The 26,456-nt window shown below is 71.5% G+C and carries 26 protein-coding genes; 14 read left to right on the top strand and 12 right to left on the bottom strand.

Features of this window, described 5'->3' with window-relative positions; translation table 11 throughout:
• The first annotated feature begins 656 nt into the window (after positions 1 to 656).
• Complete coding sequence (locus tag MRBLWH3_RS10755) at positions 657 to 2,045, top strand: HNH endonuclease signature motif containing protein (protein WP_363431580.1); 1,389 nt, start codon at positions 657 to 659, stop codon at positions 2,043 to 2,045.
• 84 nt (positions 2,046 to 2,129) lie between these two features.
• On the opposite strand, the gene MRBLWH3_RS10750 is transcribed toward MRBLWH3_RS10755, so the two are convergent.
• Entirely contained in the window at positions 2,130 to 2,990 is an 861-nt protein-coding gene (locus MRBLWH3_RS10750) for a hypothetical protein (protein ID WP_363431577.1), read from the bottom strand.
• Positions 2,991 to 3,100: 110 nt separating this feature from the next.
• On the bottom strand, positions 3,101 to 3,400 hold the full coding sequence (locus MRBLWH3_RS10745; RefSeq protein WP_363431575.1) for a DUF1905 domain-containing protein: 300 nt from the start codon (positions 3,398 to 3,400) through the stop codon (positions 3,101 to 3,103).
• A gap of 50 nt (positions 3,401 to 3,450) precedes the next feature.
• Between MRBLWH3_RS10745 and MRBLWH3_RS10740 the strand changes: the two genes are divergently transcribed.
• Entirely contained in the window at positions 3,451 to 4,248 is a 798-nt protein-coding gene (locus MRBLWH3_RS10740) for an alpha/beta fold hydrolase (RefSeq protein WP_363431572.1), read from the top strand.
• A gap of 8 nt (positions 4,249 to 4,256) precedes the next feature.
• Here the strand turns inward: MRBLWH3_RS10740 and MRBLWH3_RS10735 are convergent, their stop codons facing one another.
• Positions 4,257 to 4,685 (bottom strand): SRPBCC family protein, encoded by a 429-nt coding sequence (locus tag MRBLWH3_RS10735; RefSeq protein WP_363431569.1) that lies wholly within the window; start codon positions 4,683 to 4,685, stop codon positions 4,257 to 4,259.
• A gap of 42 nt (positions 4,686 to 4,727) precedes the next feature.
• Here MRBLWH3_RS10735 and MRBLWH3_RS10730 point away from each other — a divergent pair, with 42 nt between their 5' ends.
• A complete protein-coding gene (locus MRBLWH3_RS10730) occupies positions 4,728 to 5,159 on the top strand; it encodes a DUF1294 domain-containing protein (RefSeq protein ID WP_363431567.1) in 432 nt (143 codons plus the stop codon).
• A gap of 8 nt (positions 5,160 to 5,167) precedes the next feature.
• On the opposite strand, the gene MRBLWH3_RS10725 is transcribed toward MRBLWH3_RS10730, so the two are convergent.
• Positions 5,168 to 5,965: a glycosyltransferase gene (locus tag MRBLWH3_RS10725; protein WP_363431565.1), complete on the bottom strand. Its 798-nt coding sequence runs from the start codon at positions 5,963 to 5,965 to the stop codon at positions 5,168 to 5,170.
• A gap of 172 nt (positions 5,966 to 6,137) precedes the next feature.
• Positions 6,138 to 7,145, bottom strand: a complete 1,008-nt coding sequence (locus tag MRBLWH3_RS10720) for an aldo/keto reductase (RefSeq protein WP_363431562.1) — start codon at positions 7,143 to 7,145, stop codon at positions 6,138 to 6,140.
• Positions 7,146 to 7,167: 22 nt separating this feature from the next.
• Here MRBLWH3_RS10720 and MRBLWH3_RS10715 point away from each other — a divergent pair, with 22 nt between their 5' ends.
• Complete coding sequence (locus tag MRBLWH3_RS10715; protein ID WP_363431559.1) at positions 7,168 to 7,302, top strand: hypothetical protein; 135 nt, start codon at positions 7,168 to 7,170, stop codon at positions 7,300 to 7,302.
• 24 nt (positions 7,303 to 7,326) lie between these two features.
• Here MRBLWH3_RS10715 and MRBLWH3_RS10710 read toward each other — a convergent pair whose 3' ends face one another.
• Positions 7,327 to 8,301: a L,D-transpeptidase gene (locus MRBLWH3_RS10710; protein ID WP_363431556.1), complete on the bottom strand. Its 975-nt coding sequence runs from the start codon at positions 8,299 to 8,301 to the stop codon at positions 7,327 to 7,329.
• A gap of 62 nt (positions 8,302 to 8,363) precedes the next feature.
• Here MRBLWH3_RS10710 and MRBLWH3_RS10705 point away from each other — a divergent pair, with 62 nt between their 5' ends.
• A complete protein-coding gene (locus MRBLWH3_RS10705) occupies positions 8,364 to 9,086 on the top strand; it encodes an NADPH-dependent F420 reductase (protein WP_363431554.1) in 723 nt (240 codons plus the stop codon).
• Positions 9,087 to 9,201: 115 nt separating this feature from the next.
• On the opposite strand, the gene MRBLWH3_RS10700 is transcribed toward MRBLWH3_RS10705, so the two are convergent.
• The 6 genes from MRBLWH3_RS10700 to MRBLWH3_RS10675 all read right to left on the bottom strand — a co-directional run bounded on the left by MRBLWH3_RS10700 (position 9,202) and on the right by MRBLWH3_RS10675 (position 13,692).
• Entirely contained in the window at positions 9,202 to 9,612 is a 411-nt protein-coding gene (locus tag MRBLWH3_RS10700; protein WP_363431552.1) for a DUF2809 domain-containing protein, read from the bottom strand.
• Positions 9,609 to 10,178: a mismatch-specific DNA-glycosylase gene (locus MRBLWH3_RS10695; protein WP_363431549.1), complete on the bottom strand. Its 570-nt coding sequence runs from the start codon at positions 10,176 to 10,178 to the stop codon at positions 9,609 to 9,611. Before MRBLWH3_RS10695 ends, MRBLWH3_RS10700 begins: the two co-directional genes overlap by 4 nt.
• A gap of 43 nt (positions 10,179 to 10,221) precedes the next feature.
• Positions 10,222 to 10,689 carry a hypothetical protein gene (locus tag MRBLWH3_RS10690; protein ID WP_363431546.1) on the bottom strand — a complete coding sequence of 156 codons (468 nt, stop codon included), beginning with the start codon at positions 10,687 to 10,689 and terminating at the stop codon, positions 10,222 to 10,224.
• A 225-nt stretch (positions 10,690 to 10,914) separates the two neighbouring features.
• The gene (locus tag MRBLWH3_RS10685) at positions 10,915 to 11,619 is read right to left on the bottom strand and encodes a lipoate--protein ligase family protein (protein WP_363431543.1); all 705 of its coding nucleotides are present in this window, start codon (positions 11,617 to 11,619) and stop codon (positions 10,915 to 10,917) included.
• A gap of 38 nt (positions 11,620 to 11,657) precedes the next feature.
• Positions 11,658 to 13,232 (bottom strand): multicopper oxidase family protein, encoded by a 1,575-nt coding sequence (locus MRBLWH3_RS10680; protein WP_363431540.1) that lies wholly within the window; start codon positions 13,230 to 13,232, stop codon positions 11,658 to 11,660.
• Positions 13,219 to 13,692, bottom strand: coding sequence for a hypothetical protein (locus MRBLWH3_RS10675; protein WP_363431537.1), 474 nt, complete (start codon positions 13,690 to 13,692; stop codon positions 13,219 to 13,221). The genes MRBLWH3_RS10680 and MRBLWH3_RS10675 overlap by 14 nt, the downstream gene beginning before the upstream one ends.
• A gap of 194 nt (positions 13,693 to 13,886) precedes the next feature.
• Here MRBLWH3_RS10675 and MRBLWH3_RS10670 point away from each other — a divergent pair, with 194 nt between their 5' ends.
• The 9 genes from MRBLWH3_RS10670 (at position 13,887) to MRBLWH3_RS10630 (ending at position 26,451) form a co-directional block, all read left to right on the top strand.
• Positions 13,887 to 14,375, top strand: coding sequence for an adenosine-specific kinase (locus MRBLWH3_RS10670; RefSeq protein WP_363431534.1), 489 nt, complete (start codon positions 13,887 to 13,889; stop codon positions 14,373 to 14,375).
• 85 nt (positions 14,376 to 14,460) lie between these two features.
• Entirely contained in the window at positions 14,461 to 15,789 is a 1,329-nt protein-coding gene (locus MRBLWH3_RS10665; protein WP_363431532.1) for a flavin monoamine oxidase family protein, read from the top strand.
• A 93-nt stretch (positions 15,790 to 15,882) separates the two neighbouring features.
• Positions 15,883 to 18,522, top strand: coding sequence for a PEP/pyruvate-binding domain-containing protein (locus tag MRBLWH3_RS10660; protein ID WP_363431530.1), 2,640 nt, complete (start codon positions 15,883 to 15,885; stop codon positions 18,520 to 18,522).
• A gap of 60 nt (positions 18,523 to 18,582) precedes the next feature.
• Entirely contained in the window at positions 18,583 to 20,055 is a 1,473-nt protein-coding gene (locus MRBLWH3_RS10655) for a pyridoxal phosphate-dependent decarboxylase family protein (protein ID WP_363431527.1), read from the top strand.
• Positions 20,052 to 21,365: a lysine N(6)-hydroxylase/L-ornithine N(5)-oxygenase family protein gene (locus tag MRBLWH3_RS10650; protein WP_363431525.1), complete on the top strand. Its 1,314-nt coding sequence runs from the start codon at positions 20,052 to 20,054 to the stop codon at positions 21,363 to 21,365. The genes MRBLWH3_RS10655 and MRBLWH3_RS10650 overlap by 4 nt, the downstream gene beginning before the upstream one ends.
• Positions 21,362 to 21,949: a GNAT family N-acetyltransferase gene (locus MRBLWH3_RS10645; RefSeq protein ID WP_363431522.1), complete on the top strand. Its 588-nt coding sequence runs from the start codon at positions 21,362 to 21,364 to the stop codon at positions 21,947 to 21,949. The genes MRBLWH3_RS10650 and MRBLWH3_RS10645 overlap by 4 nt, the downstream gene beginning before the upstream one ends.
• Complete coding sequence (locus MRBLWH3_RS10640) at positions 21,946 to 23,721, top strand: IucA/IucC family protein (protein ID WP_363431519.1); 1,776 nt, start codon at positions 21,946 to 21,948, stop codon at positions 23,719 to 23,721. The genes MRBLWH3_RS10645 and MRBLWH3_RS10640 overlap by 4 nt, the downstream gene beginning before the upstream one ends.
• Positions 23,722 to 23,725: 4 nt before the next feature.
• Positions 23,726 to 25,855 carry a penicillin acylase family protein gene (locus MRBLWH3_RS10635; RefSeq protein ID WP_363431517.1) on the top strand — a complete coding sequence of 710 codons (2,130 nt, stop codon included), beginning with the start codon at positions 23,726 to 23,728 and terminating at the stop codon, positions 25,853 to 25,855.
• Positions 25,852 to 26,451 carry a GNAT family N-acetyltransferase gene (locus tag MRBLWH3_RS10630; protein WP_363431515.1) on the top strand — a complete coding sequence of 200 codons (600 nt, stop codon included), beginning with the start codon at positions 25,852 to 25,854 and terminating at the stop codon, positions 26,449 to 26,451. Before MRBLWH3_RS10635 ends, MRBLWH3_RS10630 begins: the two co-directional genes overlap by 4 nt.
• The last annotated feature ends 5 nt before the right edge of the window (positions 26,452 to 26,456 follow it).

Raw genomic sequence — 26,456 nt, 5'->3', positions numbered from 1 at the left:
CCGGAGCGCGCCCAAGCGCCCGGTCTCAAACACCCCAGTAACACATCCCAGTCTCTGTTAGAGCTGGGTTTGAGACACACGCGCAAAGCGTGAATCCCCTCCCGCCACTGACGCTGTCATCCGCGGGACCCCATGTCAACGCACGCGCATGCCATGTTCGCCTAAGAATGCCTCAGGCGCCGGTCACGCAATCTTGCGGGCGGCTCTGTCATCGTCCCGCCACCCTGGGCGCATTGGGGAGGCGGTGGGCTCTGGCGTCCGGAGTCCGCACGAGGGACGAGGAGGTCCCGATGAGGCAACCGCGCGTGCACCGTCCTGGGATGATCGGACGACCGACGGCGGCGGCCCGGGCGGCCAGGCGCCGCCGCGGGGATGGATCTACGATCCTTCGACGGGGGATTCAGACTCGACGCGGCAGCGTCGGCCGTCGCGGCCGTCGCGGCCGACGCGGTCGCCGGGATCCGGCCGCCCGCCGAGGTCTCTGACAAGCATGACGACGAAGCTCGCGACCAACAGAAACGACCGCACACGGCCGCGCCGGACGGACGACTCCAGGTTCGTCCGGAACGAACTGGAACGCGCATGGCGGGCAGATAGCCATCACACGGGAATCGATGATTCGATCGAATGTCTGGGGTTCCGACTAGCGTATAGATGTGAGCATTTCATCGAGCCATGTCGAGCCGGGGCCCTGGATCTGCGACGATCCCGAGCTTTTCCTCGCACCGACTGACGTGCTCGAGCCGGGCGAGCACGCGCCCCCGTTCGACCTCGCTGACGTCGAAGCGAGCGGCGAGGCGCACAGCGTGGCGATGTACGAGCTCGAGGGCATCAGCATCCGCGCTCGGGTGCTCATCGCAGACGAATACGCGGCGATCGCGAATGTTCTGAGGGATGCTGCAGCCTGCCCAGACCCGTGGGTCGGCGCCGACCCGACGCTGGATCCCGCATGGCTCGATCCGCAGAGACGATCGGCGGCGGCCGTACGCGCCGAGCGGCGGAGCATGGCCGTGCGGGCCGCCGCGCTGGATATTTCGGTGCGTTTGGGGATGTCGGAGAACGCGGTCCGCACCCGCGCCGCACACGCCGACACGTTGCGCGAGCGGTGCCCGAGGATCTGGGAGGCTTTCCGGTCGGGCCGCATCGTCGCGCAGAACGCGGCGACGGCGGCGGCGCAGGCCGCGACCCTTCCCGCCCGCGCAAAGGACGCGTGGGCGAGGTTCGACGAAGACCTCGAGGGGTCGTCGCAGACGCTCGCGCCGGGAAAGTTCCGCGCGCGGGCCAGGATCGTGCGCGAACGTGTGCACCCCGAGCACATCGATGAGCGGCACAAGCGCGCGAAGGACGAGCGAAACGTCTGGTTCCAGCGCGAGGCGGACGGCATGGCTTCGTTCACCGTGTTGGCGCCCGCCGATGAGGTGATCGCCGTCGAACGATTCGCGGATGCGCACGCGCGACAACTGCGCGCACAGGACGGCGAGGAGCGCACGCTCGCTCAGCTCCGCACCGACGTCGTGCTCGACTTCATCACCCGAGGCATGTCGACCAGCACCGAGCCCGCCGCCGGGCGTTCGCGCGCATCCGTCGCGGTGACGGTGCCCGTCATGACCCTTCTCGGACACGACGATGAGCCGGCAACGCTCGACGGGTATGGCCCGATCGACACCGAGACCGCCCGGCGGCTTGCGGGTGAGGCATCCAGCTGGGTCCGAATTCTCACTCACCCCATCACCGGCACGGTCCTCGACGTCGACCGCACCACGTACCGCGTCCCGAGAGCGCTCCGAAGGTGGCTCGGCGTTCGCGACCAGGTCTGCACCGGCCCCGGATGCATGCGATCCGCCCGAGACTGCGATATCGACCACCGGCTCGACTGGCAGTACGGCGGGAAGACCGCCGACACCAACCTGAGTCCGTTGTGCGAACAGCACCACGCACTTAAGACCAAGAGCAGATGGGTGCTTCATCGGGACGACGTCACCGGCGCGAGATGGTGGGTGTCACCCACGTCTTTGACGGTGCCGGTGGAACCACCGCCGTTCTGACGCACGCTCGACCAAAGGCCTCCGCTCCGCCGCACCGCACCGCACGCACGACGGCGCGGTCGCACGCGCGACCGGCATCCGCCCTCAGTTCAGGATCGCGAGCGCCTGCTGCGTCGCGACGATCACGAGCCAGCCCACCAGCACGATCGAGACGGCCACCGCGATCCCCGACAGCAGCCTGCTCGCCCGGCGCTGCGCCGCCACGATCAAGCCGCCGATCGCGAGGAAGAACGCACCCGCCGCGAAGGCCACGCTGACCAGGCTGACCAGACCCGCGACGGACTCGTTCCAGCCGCCCAGAAAGAACACGACGGCCAGCCCGCCGAGCGCGCCCACGACGAGAAGCACGATCGACGCGCGCGCCGGGATGTTCGCCGGCGCAGCCTCGGGAAGCGGCGGACGCATCTCCCCCACGTACGAGCTCGACACCGGCTGGTACACGATCGGCGTCGGCATCCGCTCATCCGCCGGCGTCGGGGCGGGCGCGGAGGCTTCGGGTTCCTGTGTGATGGATGGCAGATCCACGGATGCCTCGTCCCGCGCCGCCGCGGGCTCAGCCAGCGAAGACGGCGCCGGCCACATCGCGGCCGCATGCGGCTCCTCGGCGACCGACGCCGCCTCGGGCGACGCAACCGCCGCACCGGGAGCCTTCGACGCTCCGCCAGCAGCAGCACCCGCAGCAGCAGCACCGCCAGCAGCAGCACCGCCAGCAGCAGCACCGCCAGCAGCAGCACCCGCAGCCGCGGCATCCGTATCCGCGGCATCCGTATCCGCCGCCCGTCGCGCACGCAGCTGTGCCCGGCTCGCCGGCGCAGCCGCCGCGCTCGCAGCCTCGGCGACGTCCGTCGCATCGGTGGCCGCAGCATCCGTCGTCACCGGACGGTAGTCCGTCGTCCAGGCAGCGCCATTCCACCACCGCAAGCGGTCAGCACGCGAGTCGTCCACGTACCAACCGGGCGGCGGTCCCCCCTGAGACCCGTCCGTCATCATGCTCCCCAGCACAGTGATTCTCGAGCGCAAACATACCGGAGCCGGGGACCGAGAGCACCACGTGATCAGCCGTCCAGTACCTCGAGCCTCACCGTCACGGGGCCGCCGTCGACCAGCCGCTCGGCGTCGCGCACCGCCTTCTTCAAAGGCAGCACGTACGACCCCGAGTCGGACGACGGGAAGATCGACGTCGTCCACTCGCTGCCGCCGATGCGCGCCCGCACGCGCACCGAGCCGAAGCCGCGGTACGGGCGCGGGATCTCACGGATCTCCTCGCTCAGCTCGGGCGGCACCGAGGTGAAGAACCAGGCCGCATCCTCACGTGCAGCCCAGCGGAAGACGTCGCCGTCGAACTCGATGATCACGAACACGAGGGTAGCGAGCAGGTCCGACGCGCCGAGCGTACACTTCGAGCATGGCCGCCATCGTGGCCGGTGGGATCCGCATCGCGTACCGACGGGAGGGCCGCGGAGCACAGCTCGTGCTGCTTCACGGAGCCTACGAGGACTCGAGGGCGTGGAGCGACGAGTTCGACCGCCTCACCGCCTCGGTCGAGCTGATCGCCTGGGACGCCCCGGGATGCGGCGGGTCAGACGACGTTCCGGCCGACTGGACAGACCGCGACTGGGCCGATGCGGCGGCTTCGTTTCTCACCGCACTCGGGTTGACCTCGCCCTGCGTGGCGGGCTTCTCGATGGGCTCGGTGGTGGCGCTGCTGCTCGCCCGCGATCACCCCGACGTCGTCGGCGGTCTCGTTCTCGTCGGCGCCTACGCCGGATGGGGCGGGTCGCTCGACCCCGAGGCGCTCGCTCACCGGATGGACGCCGCGCGGTTCACGATCGATCATCCCGTCGAGGAATGGGCCGACGACTTTCTGGATTCGGTCTTCGCGCCGGGTTCCGCGCCCGAGCGGCGGGCCCGGGCTCGGGCGCTCCTCGACGACTGGCGGCCGGCGACGACGGCCGCGCTGCTCGAGGTGATGACGCTCGACCTGCGCCCCGCACTCCCCTCGATCCGCACGCCCACCCTCATTGTGCGCGGAGCGCAAGACCGGCGAGGTCCACGCGCGGCCGCGCTCGACCTGGTCGCCGCGCTCCCCGACGCGCGCCTCGTTGAGATCCCGAACGCGGGCCACGATTGCACCGGACCTGAGCTCGACGCGGTCCTGATCAGTGCGGCGCACGGCGGCCGCCCGAAGTCGTCCGGCCGCTGAGACCCGCCCTACAGATGCTCGCCCGGCGCGCCGCCGTGGCGATCAACCAGTCGCTGCAGGCAGCTCGACCAGCCGTCGATGTGGTTGTCGCGCTCCGCCGTGGTGGCGAAGCCGGAGTGCCGCACGATCACGCGGGTCGCGGCATCCGCCGCGGACTGCAGCTCGATCTCGACGTCGGTGGCATGCCCCTCCCCCGCCCATCGCCACCCCAGCCTCAGAGCACGCGGCGCCGCGAAGGTGAGCACCGTGCCCTCGACCGCCATGTCGACGGGCACCGACCGCACCTCCCAGCGACCCAGCTCGCGCAGCTCGACGACCGCCGTCGTCTCGAAGCGCGGCGGCCAGAACCACTCCGACAGGCGACCCGCGACCGTGAACTCCCGCCACGTGAGATCGACGGATGCTGCGATCAGCGCCTCTTCGGTGAGCTCATGCATTCTGACACCGTACGCCGACCCGCCCCCCATAGGATCGTGCGCATGCCGAACCCGCGCCCTCGCGTTCCCCTCGCCACGCCGGTGCGACCGGGTCGCGACCTCTCGAAGCCGCTGCCCGCGGCGCTCAGCTGGATCACGCTCGTCGCCTTCGCGGCGGCCCTTGCGGGCGCGTACGTCGCGCTCGGGCTCGCGTGGTGGGTGCCGGCACTCTACGGGGCGGCCAGCATCGTCGCGTTCGCCGTCTACGGCATCGACAAGGCGGCGGCCCGCCGCCAGGCGAACCGCGTCTCGGAGCCGACACTGCTCATCCTCGGACTCGTCGGCGGCTGGCCGGGTGCGCTCGTCGCGCAGCAGGTGTTCCGCCACAAGACCCGCAAGCGATCGTTCCGCCGGGTGTTCTGGGGAACGGTGGGTGCGAACGTCCTGGCGCTGGCGGCGTACGTCTATCTCACTGCCCCCGAGCTCGGCGGCTGAGCCCGGCGTCAGCGGCCGTACTCGGGCGCCCAGTCGTCGCCCTCGGGCATCCACTCGCCCGAGCCGGACGCCACTCGCGACGGTTCGGCGCGCCGCCACTTGGCGCCCTCGGGCCAGCTCGCGGCGAACGTGGAGGCGACCCGGAACACTCGCCGCGACAGCCCCGACAGCGTCTGCACCGGACGTGCCGACACGGGCATGCGCAACTGCGGGTCGTAGCGGACGCCGTCCGACGAGCGCAGCCGGATCGTGAGGTCGAGATCGTCGTGGATGCGCGCGTTGCCGCGGTCGACCTGGTCGCGCACGCGCTCCCATACGGGCGTGCGCATCGCGAAGTTCGAGCCGAACACCAGTGGGATGCCGAGCCACTTCTTGATCCAGTAATGGCCGCCGCCGATGTACCAGTGTTCGCCGAGGTAGTTCTGGACCGCCGTGCCGCCGTAGAACTCCGCGCCGCCAGTCAGCACGCCGAGTGTGGGATCCGAGACGAAGGCGCGGACGAGTCTCGCGACCCAGTCCGGGTGCGGGCGCGAGTCCGCGTCCAGCCGCGCGATGATGTCGGCGTGCTCGAGCGCCTCGTCGTACCCGCGAGCCGCGGCGGGCCAGATCCCGATCGACGGCTCGTATGCCACGACCGCCTCGTACGCCCGAGCAACCTCGGCGGAGGCATCCGTGCTGGCGTTGTCGACGACGATCACGACGTCTGGCTGATGCGTCTGCACGGCGAGTGCTGCCAGGCACGCGTCGAGATAGTCCGCGTCGTTCCGGCACGGAATGACCACGGCGACGCGAGGGGCGAGGGGCACAAGCCACACCATACTCCCGGCGTGTCGGACGGCCGCGTCACCCTGCCGACAGACCTACACCACGCTCTGGAACGGCGAGAACGGCCGGGTCTTCGTGAGTGACCCCCCCGGAAACCGGATGCCGCGTGCGCGCTGCGCGGGGTCGAGGCATCCGTGCATCAGGGCAGCACGGTCACCACAGCGGATGGATCGCGTCGCGGAGGTCGCGGTCGTAGACGTCGTGCACGACGCGGTCGAACGCCGCGAGGTCGAAGCCCGCGTCTTCGAGAGCACTGTCGAGCAGGGCGCCCGCAGCGGCGTTGGCCTCGGCCTGCTGCACGCTGCGCGCACCGGGGATGACACTCGTGACGCCGGGGCGCGAGGCGATCCAGGCGAGCGTGGCGGCGGGCAGTGGGACGCCGGCGGGCAGGGCTGCGGCGAGCTCGCTGGCCGCCCGGATGCCGGTCTCGAAGTCGACGCCCGAGAACGTCTCGCCGCGGTCGAACGCCTCGCCGTGGCGGTTGTACGTGCGGTGGTCGTCGGCGGCGAACGTGGTCTGCGCCGTGTACTTGCCCGACAGGAGGCCCGACGCGAGCGGCACCCGTGCGAAGACCGCGACGCCGGCCGCTTCGGCGGCAGGCAGCACGTCGTCGAGCGGCTTGAGGCGGAACGGGTTGAAGATGATCTGCACGTTCGTCACGTTCGGGCGCGAGATCGCCGCCAGAGCCTGCGCGGTCGTCTCGACCGAGACGCCGTACGCCGCGATGGCACCGCCGGTGACGAGCGCGTCGAGCGCGTCGTACGTGGCGTCGTCGTCGATCACCGCCGTGGGCGGGCAATGCAGCTGCACCAGGTCGAGAGTGTCGACGCCGAGGTTGGCGCGGGAACGGTCGGTCCAGGCGCGGAAGTTCTCAGGCGTGTAGTTCTCAGGCTCCTGCGCGAGGCGCCGCCCCATCTTCGTCGCGACCGTGATGCCGTGGCCCGGCCGGGCGGCGAGGAACCGGCCGATGAGGGACTCGCTCCGCCCGTCGCCGTAGACGTCGGCGGTGTCGAAGAGGGTGACGCCTTCGTCGACGGATGCTGCAAGCACAGCGGTCGCGGCCTCCTCGGTGACCGCGCCCCAGTCGGCGCCGAGCTGCCAGGTTCCGAGGCCGATGGCCGAGACCGAGCGTCCGGTGCGGCCGAGTGCGCGCTGCTGCATGAGGATCCTCCAGGTTCGGGGGGTGCGGTCGTCTTCCAGCATCCCACTCGGTTCACTGCGCAAGGCCGCGGGATGCAATCCCGCCGAGTTGGCGGCGGGCGCGGCGATGGAGCTGTGCCTGCGGCGCATCATCGACGTGTCCCGGCCCTTCGCGTGAGGCGTGGGCGCCTCGCGGCATCTGTCACGGGTTGACGATGACCGGGGTTCCCAGCGGGAGCTCGGAGAGCTTGGTGATCGCGGACGGGTCGACGCGGAGGCATCCGTTCGAGATCGCGCCCGAGCGATCGTCGTGGTAGTGGAAGGCCGTGACCGCGACATCCGCACCCCCGAAGCCGTCGAGGGCGGGCGACTGCACCGACAGGTACACGATGGGATGACCGCGGGTGTAGGCGTACTCGGGCACGACACGGGTGGTCATGATGAACGTGCGGCCGAGCGGTGTCGGGGTGCGATCGGCACCCCAGCCGAAGTCGGCCGCGATGCGCTCCGGCACGCCGGCGCGGACGATGTCGATCGTGCGGCCCGAGATGCTCACGACGACGCTGGTATCGCTCGGCGCGAGATCGACGTCGGTCTTGCGCATCCATCCGGTGGTCTGCGCGGCGTTGCCCTGCGACGGCACAGCCTGGCGCCCGGTGAGCAGCACCTTGACCCAGTTGTCCTGCTCCTCGACCACGGGGACGGTGGTGCCGTCGTACGAGTACTCGTGCGGCAGGTACGCGACCGGCTGGGCGGTGGGGTCGGCCCAGACGGGGGCACCGGTCCCCTTCGCGGCGGCCCGCAGGGCAAGCGGGGTCGCGAACGCCGCATCGTCGACGGGAAGCGCGGGGATGACCGCGAAGACGTTGATCTGCGGGAGGGCCGAGACGTCGTACGAGGCGGTGTTCGCGGCGAACCCGGTGGGTGTGGGCGTCGGCGTGGGGGTCGGGGTGGGGGTCGGCACGGCCGCGGCAGTCGCGGTGGAGGTCGGGGTCGGGGCGGGGTCTGCGGGCGGCGGGCGCAGCAACAGGGCTGCGCCGACACCGGCCGCGAGGACGATCGCGGCGAGGGCGACGAGCGCCCAGACCCACAGTCTTCGCCTCGCCGGCACGCGCTCATCACCCTGCGGCACGGCGGGCTCGTGCGCCGCCGGGCCGTCGGTCTCGGCATCCCCCATTCCCCCATCGTCGGTCGCGATGACGGATGCTGCAACCCGCCGCCGCTCGTTAGCCTGGGCCGGTGAGCGGTCAGGGTGATCAGGAGCGGCCGATCCGGGTTCTCGGGATCATCGGCGCCGGGCGCGTGGGGCGGGCGCTCGCACGACTGGCGCGCGCGGCCGGGTACCGGGTGCTCATCGCCGGGTCAGGCGACCCGTCGCGCATCGCCGGCACGATCGAGGCGGTGGCTCCGGGGGCGGTCGCGGCTCCGGCATCCGTCGTGGCACGTGACGCCGATGCGATCGTGCTCGCGCTGCCGCTCCCGCAGCACCGCACGCTGCCCGTCGACGCACTACGGGGGAAGCTCGTGATCGACGCCATGAACTACTGGTGGGAGGTCGACGGGCTGCGGGCCGACTTCGGCGACCTGCGCACGACGACGAGCGAGACGGTGCAGCGGTTTCTCCTCGGCGCGCGGGTTGTGAAGGCGTTCAATCACATGGGCTACCGCGACCTCGACGAGGAGGCGCGGCCGGCCGGGTCTTCGGGACGGAAGGCGATCGCGGTCGCCGGCGACTCGGCATCGGACGTCGACGTCGTGATGCGGCTGGTCGACGATCTGGGCTTCGACCCGGTGCTGGCAGGACCTCTCGCCGCGGGAATCATGCTCGAGCCCGGCGCCGAGGCCTTCGGCGCCGACGTCGATGCGGACGAATTGCGGGAGATGCTCGCCCGCTTCCCGACCTCGCAGCGCGGGATCGTGGTGGCCCGGGCGCGCGCCGATGTGGCGGATCCGCGCTCCTGACGGCGCGCCGCGCTCAGGCGTCTCGACTGCGGGCGCTGGAGCGCCCTCGCGCAACGAGCGGGTGTCGCAGTGCCGGTCGTTGAGCGAGCGAGGAACGAGCGAGCCGAAACGGCGCTCAGCGCGGGCCCGACGCTTTGCCGAGCGCCGCATCGACGGCGGTCGCGAGGGCGATCATCGCCACGTAGACCACGAGGTCGCGGGGGTCGAAGACCGTGCCGAGAACCAGCATCACGGGCGAGAGCTGCGCTCCCCACGCGAGAGGGAGGCCCGTGAGCTGGAACAGCTCGACAGCGACGCACCACGCCGCGGCGATCGCACCCGCGGCGAGCGGACGGAGACGTGGGGCGATCAGCACCACCGCCAGGTACGCCGCGACGGCGTAGAGCGCGTCGCCGGCGATGTCGGTCGCGGTCCCGTCGGGAAGAACCCCAGACACCACCAGCCCCGCGACGATCGTCGCAGCGAGCAACAGCGCGGCAACGACGCGACGCGCGCGAGGCCGCGCCGTCGCGACGTCGCGGGTCACGCGATCACCCCGGCGGCACGCGCCGGCTCCGCGTAGGCCTCGGCGAGCGTCGCCACTGTCACGTGCGCGTTCAGGCCGCTCGGGTTGGGCACAACCCACAGCGCTGCGCCGCCGAGGTCCCCCGGCTGCCGGCCCGCCACCGCCCGGGGTTGCCCGAAGCCCTCCCGGTACGCCGTGAGCCCGAGGATCGCGACGACCTCGGGCTTCCACGCGACGACATCCCGCTCCAGCCGCTGCGCACCTTCACGCAGCTCCCGTCGGGAGAGCTCGTCCGCGCGCGCGGTGGCGCGCCGGACGATGCTCGAGATCCCGATGCCCGCATCCAGGAGCGCGCGCCGATCCGCCTCTGCCATGCCGTCGTCGTCGATGCGGGGCATCCGTTCGATGATGCCCGCCGCGACGAGGGCAGGGTAGAAGCGGTTGCCCGGGCGCGCGAAAGGCACGCCCGTGGCGGCCGTCCAGAGGCCCGGGTTGATGCCCACGAACACCAGCTTCGGGTGCGAGGGCATGAGATCCGGGATGCTGCGCCCGCGGTACGACTCCAGCTCGGCGCGCGTGAAACCCATGCGTTCAGTCTCCCGCACCCGCGGACGCAGCCCGGACCGAGTGTCAGGTGCGCGTGTGACCCGCCGGCTCGAGGTGGAAGTCGTTCGACGGCGATCCGTCGGGCCGAGTGGTCTCCTGGAAGACGAACTCGAGTCCGCGCTCGTCGAACGCGCGGAACCACTCGTCCCAGCCGACCTGTCGCAGGTCCTCGAGGTCGTTGCCGAAGTCGAAGTCGAGCCGGAGCTCGCCGACGTTCCCGTCGTGCTCGGTGCCTTCGACGGTCGCCGGCATCGCGTGGCGGTCCTCCGCCCAGTGCCTGATCACGTCGTGATCCGTGGTCGCGCTGTGCTCGACGGCCTCATGCTCCATCTCGCCCCGCGAGACGGCGTCGTCCTGCATGGCGTCCTGGCGGGACGACGCCTCCCGCTCGACGTTCTGCTGCGAGGCGGCGTTCTGCGGGACGTTCTGACGGGCGTCGGGCGGGGTGCCGGCGCCGGGGTTCTGCTCCGGGGTGTCCATGTGGTCGCTCATGACGGTCCTCCTTCTGGGGTCCTTCCAGCCTGCGACGGCCAGAACGGCCTGTGGAGGGGCTTGTCACCGGGCAAGGTGCGCGCTAGGACCCAGTTCCGGGGGCGCCCTCGATCTGCGCGGCCATCACCGTGACGGGCTCGCACACGACGTGGCTCGCCGCGACGCCGGCGAGCTGCGCGTGGTCGTACGCGGGACACCGCTCGGGTCGATCACCGGGTGACGGGGTCAGCCCCCGGCGAGCGCGACGATCAGGGCGCGCTCGACCATCGCCCGGGGCATACGCGGCACCTCCGTGGCAAGCGTGCCGAAGGTCGCCGGGTCCCAGTCGAGTTCGAGTGCCGCGTTCACGGCGCTCAGAACGTCGGTGAACCGCTCGACGCCGCCGAGCGGCAGCATCCCGCTCAGCAGTCGTGCGCCGCGCACGGCGCGCTGCGAGGTTCCGATGAGCTTGACGGCGCCGCGCGCATTGATGCTGAACTCGCCGGGGCAGTACTCCCCGGGCACATCGCCGACGCGGGCGTCGACGCCGAGCCCGCGCATCGCCGCAGCGAGCGCGTCGCCGATCTCGCGGAAGAACCGCACCTGGTCGATCGCTCCGTCGGCCTCGCGCGCGACCACGTCGAAGACGATGCAGGTCTCGTCGTACGCCACGGCGCGTCCGCCCGTGGGACGGATGGCCGGCGTGAAGCCGCGCTCCTGCGATGCGCGTCGCGCCACGTCGAACCCCGGCATGCGGCTCTCGCGGCGGCTCATCGCGACGGTCGGCACCGGGCTGTAGAGGCGCACGACGCGCGGCTGTGCGATCGTGCCGGTCGCCACCGCCCGCAGGAGCTCGACGGACCGTTCGAGGTCGGTCGCAGCATCCGCTCGCTCCTCCTGGCGGATGACGAGCACCGGGCCGTTCGGCGGGAGCGGGTCGAGCAGGGTCATGCGCCCCACACTCTCACGGGACAGGCCCGGCCGGACGTTCACTCCGGGTCGTTGCCGGTGTCTCGTCCGAGGCGGAAGGGCGTCGTGACGCCGTTGTAGGCGACGTGGGTCATGAGGCCCTCCGCAGCGTGAGGGAGGTTGTGGCAGTGGTCCATCCACACGCCCGGGTTGTCGGCGACGAATGCGACCTCGAACGACTCGCCGTGCGCGACATCGAGGGAGTCCACCCACCACGGGCTGCCGGACGAGGGCACGCCGTCACGGGCAAGGACGAGCAGGTGGTGCCCGTGAAGATGCATCGGATGTCCTTCGCCGCTGCTGTTGGAGATCGTCATCACGACGACGTCGCCCTCGTCGACCATGTACATCGGCACGCCGGCCCCCATGCCGCCGTTGATCGTCCACCAGTAGCCCGGGCGTCCGTCGAGGAAACCGGGAAGGCGGCCGATGTCGTAGGTGAAGCGGCGGTCGGGGGCGTCCGGGTGTAATCCGGTCGGGGCGGGCTCGCCGTAGGCGAGCAGATCGAGCGGGTCCCGCGGCGCCGACGTCGGGTCGGCGTGAGCGCCATGCGGCCCGACGACGAGCGAGGCGCCGGGGACCTGGACGCGCACGGCGCCACTGGGGGGAACCCGGACCTCGAGGTCGGCACGACCGCCCGCGGTGATCTGCACGCTCTGATCGGCGACGGCGGTGGGGCCTACGAGATCGTGACCATCGACGGCGAGCACTCGGAAGGACGATCCGCTCACCCAGGCGCTCGTCGGCGTCGAGTCGGTGTTGATGAGTCGCACGCGGACGCTGTCGCCCGGGGCCGCCTCCTGGTGCGAGTCGCCGATCGCCCCGTTGATCGTGCGCTCGCCTCCGGGGTACGTGTGGATCGCTGCGGCGACGTCGACGGCCGGAGGGTTCACGGCCGCGGCGACTGGAGCGGCCGGCTGAGGGGCGGGATCGAGGATCAGCGCGCCGAAGAGGCCGCCGACGACCTGCGGGTGCGATGCCTGATGCGCGTGGTACCAGAACGTTCCCACCTGCTCGGCGACGAAGCGGTAGACGAAGGTCCGCCCGGGCATCACCGCGTCCTGAGTGACGCCGGCCACACCGTCCATCGCGTTGGGCACGTCGACCCCGTGCCAGTGCGCGGTCACGCCGGCGGGCACGTCCTCGTTGCGCAGCACCACCTCCACGAGCTGCCCCTCCGTCGCCCGGATGGTCGGGCCCGGCGTGGCGCCGTTGAGCGTGAATCCGTCGAACGGCGCGCCGCCCGGGAGCGTGACGCGCTCCGCCCGAGCGGTGAGTTCGACGTGGACGTCGGCGGGGCGGTCGGGGTCGGGGGCCAGGTCGGTCACGCTGGTCTCATCCGCGGCGGGAGGGCTCGCCGCGGTGCCTGTGCCGGCGGCGCTGACGTGTCCGTGCGCCGCGCCGTGGGTTTCAGAGCCCGGCCCGCCCCCGAAGTCGGGAACGCCCATGTCGAGCGCCGAGTACGAGCCGGGCAGCACGCTGGCCCACCACATCCAGCCGACGAGTCCCACCGCGACCACGCCGAGCACGGCCCCGAGCCGGCGAGCGAACCAGCCCCACCGGCTCTTCGCCGAGTCCGTCCTACGCGGAAGCACCGACGGCCGCCGGCGCGACGGCGTCCGCCTTCGCGATGACACGCAGCTTCGAGGCGTTGAGCCCCGCCAGCAGCGCGGTCGTGAACAGCAGCAGTGCATTGATGCCGTGCAGGAAACCGAGCAGTGGAATGCCGTGACCGAGCAGTCCGAGCGTCACCTGCAGCACGACGAGCACGAGGACGCCGGCGGCGAACGTCACCGAGTGCCGCACCTTCACGAAGAACGACACGATCAGCAGGATCAGCGCGAGCGCGGGGATCACGAACATCCCGTTCATGCCGTGGATCATGAAGCCCAAGACTTCCGGGAACGGCGGCGGGCCCTCCTGCGCGGAGGCGTCGACGACGCCGCCTTGCGCGATGTACAGGCCGAGACCGGCCGACGCCCAGGCATGGGAAGCGGCTTGCAGCGCGACCAGCGCGCAGATGACGTAGGCGATGACGCGGTATGCAACACGCATGACAGCTCCTCAGGGTCGAGTTGGACGACTCTTCAGAGGCCGCCCGCGCGGGCCTGATACATACGGGCGCCGGAACTCGCCGTCGAGCAGTCGCTTCAGCGGTTCCTGCGATGCCCGTACGGAGGCGCCCTCGCGGGCTCCCCGCGCATCGAGGGGGCGAGGAGTCTAGGCTGGCGCTGTCGGAGGAGGTTCCCATGACCGTCGACATCGAGGTCGTCCCGCTGGACAAGCCGGACGACGTGAACGTCATCGTGGGCCAGTCGCACTTCATCAAGACCGTGGAGGACCTGCACGAAGCGCTCGCCGGAGTCGGCGGAACGCTCCGGTTCGGCGTCGCGTTCTGCGAAGCATCCGGTGCGCGGCTGGTGCGCCGCACCGGCAACGATGACGACCTCGTCGCGCTCGCCGTCGATGCGGCGCTGGCGATCGGGGCCGGTCACGCGTTCGTGATCATGCTGCGCGGGGGCTTTCCGGTGAACGTCCTCAATCAGGTGAAGGCCGTGCCCGAGGTCTGCTCGATCTCCTGCGCGACCGCGAACCCGGTGCAGCTCCTCGTCGCGGTGACCGACGCCGGCCGCGGCGTCGCGGGCGTCATAGACGGTCAGCCGCCGGTCGGCGTCGAGACCGAACAGGACGTCGCCGACCGCCGAGATCTGCTGCGCGCGATCGGGTACAAGCTCTGACCTCGGCGGCGCCCGTGGATCGGCGACCCGCCGGAAGCCGCTAGCGTCGAAGGGCGCAGGGAAGCGCGGCCGGGGAGGATCGCAGATGGACCATTTCGACACGATCGTCGTGGGAGCGGGAGTCGCGGGACTGACTGCCGCGCGCCTCCTGAGCAGAGCCGGCCGTCGTGTCGTGGTGCTCGAGGCCCGCGATCGCGTCGGCGGCCGCATCTCGACCGACCGCCACTTCCCCGGGACCGTGACCGACATGGGAGCTTCCTGGATCCACGGCATCAACGACTCCCCCGTCGCCGCGGCCGCGGAGGCGTTCGGCATGCGCACCGTCGAGTTCACCGTCGGCGGCTACCAGCCCGACAGCCGCCCCATCGCCTACTACGGCCCCGACGGGACTCGATTGACGGATGCTGGCGCCCAGGCGTACATCGACGACATCCACACCGTCGACGCCACGCTGAGAGACGTGATCGCCGCCTCCGAACCCGCCGCGTCCTACCGCGACGTGACCGATGCCGCGCTCGCGGCGCAGGGCTGGGACGCGGAGCGCACGCAGCGCGTGCGCGAGTACCTCGAGCACCGCTCGGAGGAGCAGTACGGCGCCTGGATCGAGGATCTCGCCGCCCACGGACTCGACGACGACTCCATCGACGGCGACGAGGTCGTGTTCCCCGAGGGGTACGACCGCCTGCCGCGGCGGCTGGCCGAGGGTCTCGACATCCGTCTCATCCATGTCGTGACGGACGTGCAGTGGTCGCCCGAGGGGGTGCTGGTCACGACCGATCACGGGCTGTTCGCCGCCGACACCGTGATCGTCACCGTGCCGGTCGGCGTGCTGCAGTCGGACGAGTTCGTGATCGAACCGCCGCTGCCCGACCCTGTCGCGGGGGCACTCAGCAGGCTCGCGATGAACGCGTTCGAGAAGGTGTTCCTGCGGTTCCCCGCGAAGTTCTGGGACGACGGCGTCTACGCGATCCGCCAGCAGGGGCCCGAGAGTCGCTGGTGGCATTCGTGGTACGACCTCACCGCGCTCCACGGCACGCCGACGCTGCTCACGTTCGCCGCCGGGCCCGCGGCGGTCCAGACGCGCGACTGGACGGAGGACGAGATCGTGGAGTCGGTGCTCGTGCAGCTGCGGCGCCTGTACGGCGACCGCGTCGAGGCGCCGACGCACGTGCACGTCACGGACTGGCAGGACGACCCGTGGTCGCACGGCTCGTACGCCTATATGACGGTCGGGTCGACGACGGCCGACCACGACGACCTCGCGACGCCCATCGGAGGCGTGCTCCACCTCGCCGGTGAGGCGACGTGGACTGACGACCCGGCGACGGTTCCCGCCGCGATGCTCTCGGGACACCGGGCCGCCGAGAACGTGCTGGAACGCAGCATCCCCATCGAACAGGCCTGGACAGACTGACGACATCCGGTCGATCTTGTGGCGGGGTGCGCGGAGTGCGATTCTGCACCTGAGCCCACGAGCGTGGGCCGACCTGGCCGAGAGGACGACACCATGGCCGCGTCCACTCGAGAGGAGCCCGTCGACGCGGGCACGGCTCTGGTCGTCGATCTCGCGGAGCTGTCGGCCGACGACCTCGCGACCGTCGGCGGCAAGGCGGCCAATCTCGGCGAGCTGATCCGCGCGGGCTTCGAGGTGCCGCCCGGTTTCTGCGTCACCACCGAGGCGTACCGGAATGCGGTCCGCGGATCGGCCGTGGAAGCAGGCACGATCACGGATGCTGCGGCCGCCCGTGCGGCGGTTCTCGAGGCGCCGTTCCCCGACGCGGTGGCCGACGCGGTGCGCGATGCCTACGCCCGGCTGGAGTCCGGGGCGGGTCCCGTCGCCGTCCGGTCCTCGGCGACCGCGGAGGACCTTCCGGGAGCGAGCTTCGCCGGCCAGCAGGACACATACCTGGATGTGGCCGGAGTCGACGCAGTGCTGAACGCCGTCCACCGCTGCTGGGCGTCGCTCTGGACCGACCGCGCGGTGGCGTACCGCACCGCCCAGGGCATCGACGGCGCGGGCGTCGCGCTGGCGGTCGTCGTGCAGCGGATGGTGGCCGCCGAATCGGCGGGCGTGCTGTTCACCGCGGATCCGGTGACCGGCCGTCGGCGGCAGGCGGTGCTCGACGCTGCCCGTGGCCTCGGCGAGGCCGTCGTATCGGGCTCGGTCGACCCGGATCACTTCGTCGTCGACACGGCGACCGGACGCATCCTCGATCGTCGAGCCGGCCGCGACGGCGCCCAGGCGGCGAGCGTGACGGATTCCCAGGTACGCGCGCTGGCGGCGCTCGGAGACCGGGTGGAGCGCGCGTTCGGCAGTCCGCAGGACATCGAGTGGGCGATCGACGCCGACGGGCACGCGTGGCTCACCCAGTCCAGGCCGATCACGACGCTGTTCCCGGTGCCCGTCCGCGACGCCCCCCTTCCCGCTTCCCACACCCGCATCTATTTCTGCGTCAGCCTCGCGCAGGGACTCCACCGCCCCCTCACGCCGATGGGAATCGCCGCCTTCCGGGTGATCGGCTCGGGGTTCCTCGACCTCATCGGCCACCGTCCCGCCCGGATCGCCGACGGACCCGGGGCATTCGCGATCGGGGGCGACCGCATCTTCGTCGATGCGACGCCGGTCGTGCGGTCGGCCGTCGGCCGCGAGATCATGCCGCGGGCGCTCGACGTGATGGAGGCGCGGTCCGCGGTCGTGGTGCGCGGCCTCTTCGCCGACCCGAGGTTCTCCGTGCTCCCCCGCTCGCGGCGACACTTCGCGCGCGGCTTCCTCCACGTGGCCGCCCGCATCCGTCTCCCGCTCGTGGTCGGGCAGGCGCTCCTCAGTCCGGCAGCGGCGCAGCAACGGGTGCACCGGTTGGCGAGGGAGGTCCGGACGCGGGACATCCCCGCCGGCGACATCCCGACGCGGATCGACGGCGTTGTCGATCTGCTCTTCCGCGCGATGCCGCTCGCGCCGCGCAGCCTGCCCGGCGCCCTCGTCGGTTTCGGGATGCTGGGACTCGCCGGGCGTCTGCTGCGCGGCTCGACGCAGCCGGGCGATCTGCAGAAGGTGCTGCGCAGCGCGCCCGACAACGTCACGACCCAGATGGATCTCGAGCTCTGGGACATCGCCGTCAGAGCACGACGCGACACCGAGTCGGCGGCGGCGCTTCGCACCCTCGCCCCCGCAGATCTCGCCGACGCCTATCTGGCCGGGACCCTGCCGGGCGTGCTGCAGCGGACGATGGCGAACTTCCTCGCCCGCTACGGCCACCGCGCCGTTGCCGAGATCGACCTCGGCATGCCGCGCTGGGGCGAGGACCCCGCACACCTGTTCGGTGTGCTGGCGGGATACCTTCGCCTCGAAACGGATGCTGCGACCCCGGCCCAGCACTTCGCCGTCGGTGCGCGCGGCGCCGAGGCGATGATCGACACGCTCGTCCGTCGCGCGCGTCGGCGTGGCCGGCTCCGCGCCGCGGCCGTCGGGTTCTGCCTGCGGCGCGCTCGGGCGCTCGTCGGAATGCGCGAGATGCCGAAGTTCCTGATCATCAGCGCGATGCGCCGTGCTCGGGCGGCGCTCGTGGACATCGGCGTCGAGCTCGCCGCTGCGGGACGGATCGCGGAACCGGGTGACGTGTTCTTCCTCGACTTCGAAGAGACGAAGCAGGCGGCGGCAGGAACAGACATGCGCACCACGATCCGCGCGCGCAGAGACCGCTACGACACCGAGCTGCGACGCCGCCACGTGCCGCGCATGCTCCTGTCCGACGGGACGGAGCCCGAGGCTGTGGGCGGTGGCAGCGGCGCGTCAGACGCTCCCGGCGCCCTGCGGGGCACCCCCGCATCGGCGGGGACCGTCACCGCGCCGGCGCGGGTGATCCTCGACCCGGTCGGGGCGCGCCTCGAGCCCGGGGAGATCCTCGTCGCCCCATCGACCGATCCGGGCTGGACGCCGCTGTTCCTCACCGCCGGCGGACTCGTCATGGAGATGGGCGGCGCCAACAGCCACGGCGCCGTCGTCGCCCGGGAGTACGGAATCCCCGCGGTCGTCGGAGTCGCGCGCGCGACCGACACGATCACGACGGGCGTCGACGTGACCGTCGACGGGGCGTCGGGCGTGGTGACGATTCCGCCCGCCGACGGGACTGTTACGTCCGCGCATTGACACACGCTCCGAGATCGACTTAGTTAGGCAAGGCAACCCTAACTGAAGGAGCCCTTCCCCGTGCTCGATCTGCTCACGCGTTCCACCGCCGACACCTACCGGTCCCTCATCGCACAGACCTCGGCGCAGGTCGCCGATCGGTTCGAGGCGACGACACAGCCGTTCTCGGGTGCGTCCCGCGCCGAGCTGCAGATGCTCGTCGACGACGTCGCCCTCGACGGCGAGGGCGTCGGGTCCTCGCAGGCCGTGCGCGAGATCGACGAGCTGTTCCTCGAGCACGCGGTGTGGTTCCACCACCCCGCCTACGCCGCTCACCTCAACTGCCCGGTCGCTCTGCCCGCGGTCGCGGCCGAGTCCGTGCTCGCGGCGGTCAACACATCAGTCGACACCTACGATCAGTCCGCGGTCGGCACGCTCATCGAACGGCGGCTCATCGGCTGGGCCGCCGACCGCATCGGCTTCGCCCACGGCAGCGGCGTCTTCACCTCGGGCGGCACGCAGTCCAACCTTCATGCGCTGCTGCTCGCCCGCGAGGCCGCCATGGCAGCGACACCTCTGCCGCGTCCGCGGGCGCTCGCACGGCTCGTGATCTTCGCGACGACATCGAGTCATTTCAGCGTGGGCAAGTCCGCGCTGCTGCTGGGGCTCGCCGACGACGCGGTCGTCGCGGTCGCCGACGACGGGCAGGGGCGGATGGATGCCGACGCCCTGGCCCTCGCGATGCGCGAGGTCGCGGCGTCCGGTCGCCTGCCGATGGCCGTCGTGGCGACCGCCGGCACGACCGACCGCGGGGTGATCGACCCGGTCGACGCGATCGCCGACGTCTGCGACGAGCACGGCGTATGGCTGCACGTGGACGCGGCCTACGGCTGCGGGCTGCTCGTGTCGCAGCGACGCCGGCACCTGCTCGCGGGCGTGGAGCGTGCCCGGTCGGTGACGATCGATTTCCACAAGAGCTTCTTCCAGCCGGTGTCGTCGAGCGCGATCCTGGTGCGCGAGCCGCGCGACCTCGCGGCGGGCGCCTGGCACGCGGACTACCTGAACCCGCTCGAGAACGACGAGCCCAACCAGGTCGACGTGTCGCTGCAGACCACGCGCCGCTTCGACGCCCTCAAGCTGTGGGTCACGCTCCGCGCGCTCGGGGCCGACCGCATCGGCGACATGTTCGACACGGTCATCGACCTCGCTGAAACCGTCGGCGACGAGATCGCGGCTGATCCCGAGCTAGAGCTCGTCGGACGCACGCAGCTCAGCACGGTGCTGTTCCGCGTGCAGCCCGAAGGGGTCGACGACCGCACGCGGGACGCCCTCGTCGCGGGCGTCCGGCGCGTGCTGTTCGAATCGGGGCGTGCACTCGTCGCGAAGACCGTGATCGACGGGCGCCCGAGTCTCAAGCTGACGCTGCTCAATCCCGCGACCACACTCGACGACATCCGTCAGATCCTGGCGATGGTGAAGGATGCCGCCACCACCCTCGCGGGCATCGCGCCCGAGTTCGACGAGGCTCTCGCGGGTGCGGAGGCGTCCGCATGAGCGCGCACGTGCACGACATCGTCGGCGTCGGGATCGGCCCATTCAACCTCGGGCTCGCGTGCCTGGCGGAACCCACCGGGCTGGACGCCGTGTTCCTCGACCGCGCCGACGGCTTCCGCTGGCATCAAGGCATGATGATCGAGGGCGCCACGATCCAGGTGCCGTTCCTCGCCGACCTCGTCACGATGGCCGACCCGACCTCGCCGTTCTCTTTCGTGAACTGGCTGAAGCACACCGGGCGCCTCTACCCCTTCTACATCCGCGAGAGCTTCTACGCGCTGCGTACCGAGTACGACGCGTACTGCCGGTGGGCGGCCGGGCAGCTGCCGAACCTGCGCTGGAACCGCGAGGTGATCGCGGTCGAGCACGACCCTGCCGACGACGCGTACGTCGTGCGCGCCATGCGCACCGATACCGGCGAGGAAAGCGAGCTGCGCGCACGGCACGTCGTGCTCGGGGTCGGAACGCAGCCCGTCATCCCACCCGCCCTCCGCGGGCTCGACGGCCCGGTGATCCACAGCTCGGAGTACCTCGATCAACGCGACGCGCTGCGCGCGTCCGGCTCGGTCACGGTGGTCGGCAGCGGCCAGTCGGCCGCTGAGATCTACCGCGACCTGCTGGAGGGCGCGCGGGACCATGGTTATCGGCTCGACTGGGTCACCCGGTCGCCACGGTTCTTCCCTATGGAGTACACCAAGCTCACGCTCGAGATGACTTCGCCGGAGTACACCGATCACTTCCACGCGCTGCCGATCGGCATCCGCCAGCACCTCGGGCGCGAGCAGCGGAGCCTGTACAAAGGCATCTCGGCCGACCTCATCGACGAGATCTACGACATCCTCTACCGCCTGAGCGCCGACGGGGCTGTGCCCACGACTCTGCTGACCGACACCGAGGTGACCTCCGCCGTGTGGGAGGGCGATCGCTACCGGCTGCAGCTGCGCCACGCCCAGGTCGACCGCGAGTACGTGCGAGAGACCGCGTCCCTCGTGCTGGCCACCGGCTACGCCGCGCAGACGCCGCCCTTCCTGGCGCCGATCGCCGACCGCCTCGACCACGACGTGCTCGGCCGCCTCGCGGTGGCGCGCGACTACAGCGTCGACGGCGGGCGCGGCCGCGTGTTCGTGCAGAACGGCGAGGAGCATACACACGGTCTCACCGCGCCCGACCTCGGCTTCGGCGCGTGGCGCAACTCGTCGATCCTCGCGTCGATCACCGGCCGCGAGGTGTACCCGATCGAGCGCCGCATCGCGTTCCAGGACTTCGGGGTGCCGGCTGACGCCCCCGCCGCGATCGGGGCGGTCCGATGACGTTCAGGACCTCGATCGTCGCGGCCGACCCGCAACGCGACGCCCTCGTGCTGCAGCGATGGCTTGCCGACCCGCACGCCGCGTACTGGGACATGGGCGATCTCGACGTCGACGCCGTGCGCGTCTACCTCGCGGGCGTCGCGGCCGACCCGCACCAACAGGCCTGGCTCGGACTCGTCGACGGAGTGCCCACCTTCTTCGCTGAGACGTACGACCCGGCGCAGGTGCTGCTGCGCGGCATCCATGACCCGCTCCCCGGTGATCTCGGCATGCACGTGCTCGTCGCACCGCCCGTGGGCGAATCCCGCCATGGCCTCACCGACGCCGTCTTCGCCGCCGTCATGACGTGGTGCTTCGACGAGCTCGGGGCGCAGCGCGTCGTCGTCGAACCCGATGCGCGCAATGACCGCATCCGGCGCAAGAACCTCCGCGCCGGCTTCACCGAGCTGCGCTGCATCTGCATCGACCAAGGCGGCCACGCCAAGACCGCGGTGCTGTCGGTGTGCACGCGCGACGACTACGCCCGCTCCGAACTCGCCGCCGTCGCGGCGCCCTCACTCACACGAACAGGGATCCCCGCATGACCACCGCCGCCGCTCACCTCTCCCCCGCTCACCTCGCCGACGCACAGCGCCACCTCGTGGCCAAGGCGATCGCCGAGTTCAGCCACGAACGTCTGCTGACCCCCGAACCCGTCGTCGGGGGCTGGCGCGTCACCGTGCCGGCCGCCGATGTGCAGTACCGGTTCGAGGCGGTGCGCGCCGAGCTCGATCACTGGGTCGTCGATGAGGCGAGCCTGCGCCGGCTCGTGGCCGGCGAGCCCGCCGAGCTCGACGCGCAGGCGTTCATCCTCGAGCTGCAGCCGGTGCTGGGCCTGTCCGACCGCCTCCTGCCGATCTACCTCGAGGAGATCGCCTCCACCCTGGCGAGCGCGGCGTTCAAGATCGCAAGAGGGGGGCCGTCGGCCGACGAGCTGCTCACGGCCGACTTCCAGACCATCGAGTCCGCGATGACCGAAGGCCATCCCGGGTTCGTCGCGAACAACGGACGCATCGGCTTCGGCGTCTCGGCCCACGCCGCCTACTCGCCTGAGGCAGGACGACCGTTCAGGATGGTGTGGCTCGCGGCGCGCCGATCGCAGTCGCATCTCGCACTCGGCGCCGACCTGGACGAGGCATCCCTCCTCTCCGGCGAGCTCGCGCCCGCAGAGCACGCGCGTTTCGCCGAGCGCTTGACGGAGCTCGGCGAGGACCCCGGCGACTACCACCTGCTGCCGACGCACCCGTGGCAGTGGGAGAACCGCATCGCGATCACGTTCGCGCCCGACGTCGCGCGTCGCGACCTCGTGCTGATCGGCGAGAGCGACGACGAGTACCGCGCGCAGCAATCGGTGCGCACGATGTTCAATGCGACGCACCCCCACCGGCACTACGTGAAGACCGCGCTGGCGGTCCAGAACATGGGGTTCCTTCGGGGGCTGTCGCCGGCCTACATGCGCGTGACGCCGGCGATCAACGACTGGGTCGCCGAACTCGTGGCCGGTGACGCCACGCTGCGCGACGCAGGCTTCCGCGTGCTGCGCGAGCGCGCGTCGATCGGGTACACCGGCGACGTGTACCACCGCACCTCGACCCCGTCGGCGCATCGCAAGATGCTCGCCGCCCTCTGGCGCGAGAGCCCGGTGCCGCTGATCGCGCCGGGCGAGCGGCTCGCGACCATGGCGTCGCTGCTGCATCGCGACGCGAGCGGACGCTCGTACGCGACCGCTCTCGTGCGCGCGTCGGACGCGCCGGCGGCGACGTGGGTGCGCGCCTACCTGCGGGCGTACCTCCGCCCGCTCGTGCACTGCCTTCTCGCGCACGACCTGGCGTTCATGCCGCACGGCGAGAACCTCATCCTCATCCTCGACGAGCACGTTCCGACCGGCGTCTTCATGAAGGACATCGGTGAAGAGGTGGCGCTGCTCACCGACCGCGCCGCCCCGGAGGACGTGCGCCGCATCGTCTCGCCGGTCGACGACGAGGAGAAGGCGCTGGCGATCTTCACCGACGTGTTCGACGGCGTGCTGCGCCATCTCGCCGCCATCCTGCACACCGACGGGACGCTGCCCGAAAGCGAGTTCTGGCGGATCGCCGCCGAGATCATCGACGAGCACGCGGCGCAGCATCCGTGGATCGAATCCCGCGTGGATCTGCGCGCCGACGCGTTCGCGCACTCGTGCCTGAACCGCCTGCAGCTGCGCAACACCCTGCAGATGGTCGACCTGACGAACCAGTCCGCGTCGCTGATGTACGCGGGGACGCTGTCGAACCCCGTTGCGCGCTCGCGCGCGTCACGGGTGCCTGTGGCACTCTGACGCCATGGCGGACGTCTATCGCGACGACCTCGGCATCCCCCACATCCGCGCGACGGACATCGGGGATCTCGCCGAGGCGCAGGGGGAAGTGACGGCACGCGATCGCGGCTGGCAGATCGAGGTCGACCGACTGCGCGCGTCCGGGCGGCTGTCGGAGCTGATCGGTGAGGCGGGGGTGCCGTGGGACGTCTTCGCGCGGCGCGCTCGGCTCGACGACACCGCGCGTCGGGCGCTGGAGGGAACGGATGCCGAGACCCGCGCCTTCGTGAGCCGCTACGCGGAGGGAGTCCGGCGTGGCATGACCGCCGTCGGCGCAGGTGCGGCCGAGTTCCGGGCCCTCGACGACCTCTTCGGCGGCACGCGACCGCTCGAGCCGTGGGCCGACCACGACCCGCTCGGAGTGCTGCACGTCGCGCACGCGCTGTTCTCGACGTTCCCGGTGCTGCTGTGGCGCGCGCACGTCGCCGCGACGCTCGGCGATGCATGGGTCGATGTGTTCGCGGGGCACGGAGACGGCGGCGGGGACGGCGGGGGGGACGGCGGGGGCGACGAGACCCTGCCGACGTCGGGCAGCAACGCGTGGGCACTGCACGGGTCGCGGACCGCGAGTGGGATGCCGCTGCTCGCGGGCGATCCGCACCGCATCTTCGAGCTGCCCGGCGTCTACCAGCAGGTGCGGCTGGCGTGCGACGAGTTCGACGTCGTCGGGCTCGCGTTCCCCGGGGTACCAGGGGTTGCGCACTTCGGGCACGCGGGAGCGGCGGCGTGGGGCGTGACGAACGCCATGGCGCACAGCGTGGATGTGTTCCGTGAGCGGCTTCGACGGGTGCAGGGCGGCTACGAGGCGCTCGGACCCGACGGCTGGCGTGTCGTCGACGTCGAGCGCTCGGTGATCCGGGTGCGCGGCGGCGGCCCGGTGGGAGTCGAGGCGATCGAGACGGAACGGGGCACGATCGTGACCGAGCTCCGACCCGACGGCGGCGGGCTCGTCGGGTGGAGCGTACGCATGCCCGCCCGCGCGAACGGCGACCTCGGCGCCGGTGCGCTTCTCGGCCTGCTGCGTGCCCGATCCGCAGGCGATGTCGTCGCCGCGTTCGGGCGATGGGTCGACCCGGTGAACCGGGTGCTCGCCGCGGACCGCGACGGCAGGGTGCTGTCGGTGACGGTCGGGGTCACGCCGGACCGCCCGCGCGCCGAACGCCGGCTGCCGTTGCGCGCTGAGTCGGTTGCGGTTGCGGGGAATCGAGCGGGCGTGCGCCCACTCGAGGTGACCGACGTGTCGGTGGATGCCAACGAGCGGCCCCGGCGTGCCGAGAACGACCTCGGGTGGGCGTACTCGTCGTCGCACCGTGCAGAGCGCATCCGCGTCCTGCTCGAGGAGCGTCGACCGGGGTCCGCCGACGAGTTCGTGGCCGTCTGGAGCGATACGGCGAGCGGCTCGGCGGCCGCGCTCCGAGGATTCGTGCCGCGCGGGCCCCTACCCCCCCGGGCGGCCCGGGTGCGCGACGCGGTCGTGGGATGGGACGGACGGACGGATGCGGCATCCGTCGCCGCCGGCACGTTCGCGGCCTGGCGCACCGCCCTTGTGCGACGGGTGGCCGCGCACCCGGTGCTGCGGCCGCTGCGCGCGGCGCACGGCTTCGGTGCGGTCTTCGATCCGTGGCTCGGCGTCACCGGGCAGGTCGCCGCGGCGCTGGCGCGCCTGCTCGCCCACCCCGCGTTGCGCGACGACGTCGAGACGCTGGTGGTGTCCGCGCTCGACGACGCCGCCGACGCGGCCGAGTGGGGTGCGACGCATCGCCTGCTCGCCCTGCACGCGATCGCCGACGTGCCCGGGGCGGTCGATCCGGGCGCACGCCTCGATGTGCCGCTGTCGGGCGACGGCGACGCCGTGCGGTGCACGGGCTCGACGCCCGGTGTCACCGACCGGTCGTGGCGCGGTTCGGTCGCACGATGGGCGTGGGACCTCTCTGACCGCGAGAACAGCCTGTGGAGCGTGCCGTTCGGCGCCGCAGGCGACCGCCGCTCACCGCACTTCTCCGACCAGCTCGCGGCATGGTCCGAGGTCCGACCCGCGCGGGTCGTGACCGACTGGACCCGCCTTCATCCCGACGTCCCGACAGGAGACTCATGACGATCCTCACCACGGCCCGCCTCGTGAGCGGACCCGCCGGCACCGCCGTCCATACGGCCGATGACCCCTTGCTCGGCCGCATCGAGATCGCGGTGCTCGACCCGATCGCCGACCTGGACGTCATCCACCGCTGGGTGACGGCCCCCACCGCCCGCTTCTGGGGTCTCGGGAAGCTCACATCCGCAGAGTTGAGCGACCTCTACGCGTACGTCGACGGCCTCTCCACCCATCACGCGTTCCTGATCCGACGTGACGGCCTGCCGATCGTGTTGCTGCAGACCTACGAACCCGAGAGCGATCCGCTCGGCGAGGTGTATGACGCCCAGCCCGGGGATGTCGGCATCCACTTCCTGCTCGGCGACCGCGGCGCACCCGTGCGCGGCTTCACGACCCGTGTGGCGCACGTCATCACCGGGTTCCTGTTCGCGCAGCCCGCCGTCGACCGCATCGTGATCGAGCCCGACGTCGGCAACGATCGCGCCGTCGCCCGCGCCCGCCTGTCCGGGTTCACCCTCGGCCCGCAGGTCGACCTGCCCGGCAAGTCGGGACAGCTCGCGTTCCTCACCCGGGACGCGTGGCAGTCGGGCCGCGCCTGACGGAG

The organism is Microbacterium sp. LWH3-1.2, from assembly GCF_040675855.1.
Classification (GTDB): domain Bacteria; phylum Actinomycetota; class Actinomycetes; order Actinomycetales; family Microbacteriaceae; genus Microbacterium.
Note: the sequence above shows the minus strand (reverse complement) of the source record. Positions and strands in the feature narration are given on the sequence as shown.

What these genes read in the sequence shown, in the direction of transcription:
- MRBLWH3_RS10740 (WP_363431572.1), top strand. Translation starts at nt 3,451, where the DNA reads ATGGCCGCCATCGTGGCCGGTGGGATCCGCATCGCGTACCGACGGGAG.
- MRBLWH3_RS10735 (WP_363431569.1), bottom strand. Translation starts at nt 4,685, where the DNA reads ATGCATGAGCTCACCGAAGAGGCGCTGATCGCAGCATCCGTCGATCTC.
- MRBLWH3_RS10730 (WP_363431567.1), top strand. Translation starts at nt 4,728, where the DNA reads ATGCCGAACCCGCGCCCTCGCGTTCCCCTCGCCACGCCGGTGCGACCG.
- MRBLWH3_RS10720 (WP_363431562.1), bottom strand. Translation starts at nt 7,145, where the DNA reads ATGCAGCAGCGCGCACTCGGCCGCACCGGACGCTCGGTCTCGGCCATC.
- MRBLWH3_RS10710 (WP_363431556.1), bottom strand. Translation starts at nt 8,301, where the DNA reads ATGGGGGATGCCGAGACCGACGGCCCGGCGGCGCACGAGCCCGCCGTG.
- MRBLWH3_RS10695 (WP_363431549.1), bottom strand. Translation starts at nt 10,178, where the DNA reads ATGGGTTTCACGCGCGCCGAGCTGGAGTCGTACCGCGGGCGCAGCATC.
- MRBLWH3_RS10690 (WP_363431546.1), bottom strand. Translation starts at nt 10,689, where the DNA reads ATGAGCGACCACATGGACACCCCGGAGCAGAACCCCGGCGCCGGCACC.
- MRBLWH3_RS10685 (WP_363431543.1), bottom strand. Translation starts at nt 11,619, where the DNA reads ATGACCCTGCTCGACCCGCTCCCGCCGAACGGCCCGGTGCTCGTCATC.
- MRBLWH3_RS10675 (WP_363431537.1), bottom strand. Translation starts at nt 13,692, where the DNA reads ATGCGTGTTGCATACCGCGTCATCGCCTACGTCATCTGCGCGCTGGTC.
- MRBLWH3_RS10670 (WP_363431534.1), top strand. Translation starts at nt 13,887, where the DNA reads ATGACCGTCGACATCGAGGTCGTCCCGCTGGACAAGCCGGACGACGTG.
- MRBLWH3_RS10665 (WP_363431532.1), top strand. Translation starts at nt 14,461, where the DNA reads ATGGACCATTTCGACACGATCGTCGTGGGAGCGGGAGTCGCGGGACTG.
- MRBLWH3_RS10660 (WP_363431530.1), top strand. Translation starts at nt 15,883, where the DNA reads ATGGCCGCGTCCACTCGAGAGGAGCCCGTCGACGCGGGCACGGCTCTG.
- MRBLWH3_RS10650 (WP_363431525.1), top strand. Translation starts at nt 20,052, where the DNA reads ATGAGCGCGCACGTGCACGACATCGTCGGCGTCGGGATCGGCCCATTC.
- MRBLWH3_RS10645 (WP_363431522.1), top strand. Translation starts at nt 21,362, where the DNA reads ATGACGTTCAGGACCTCGATCGTCGCGGCCGACCCGCAACGCGACGCC.
- MRBLWH3_RS10640 (WP_363431519.1), top strand. Translation starts at nt 21,946, where the DNA reads ATGACCACCGCCGCCGCTCACCTCTCCCCCGCTCACCTCGCCGACGCA.
- MRBLWH3_RS10635 (WP_363431517.1), top strand. Translation starts at nt 23,726, where the DNA reads ATGGCGGACGTCTATCGCGACGACCTCGGCATCCCCCACATCCGCGCG.
- MRBLWH3_RS10630 (WP_363431515.1), top strand. Translation starts at nt 25,852, where the DNA reads ATGACGATCCTCACCACGGCCCGCCTCGTGAGCGGACCCGCCGGCACC.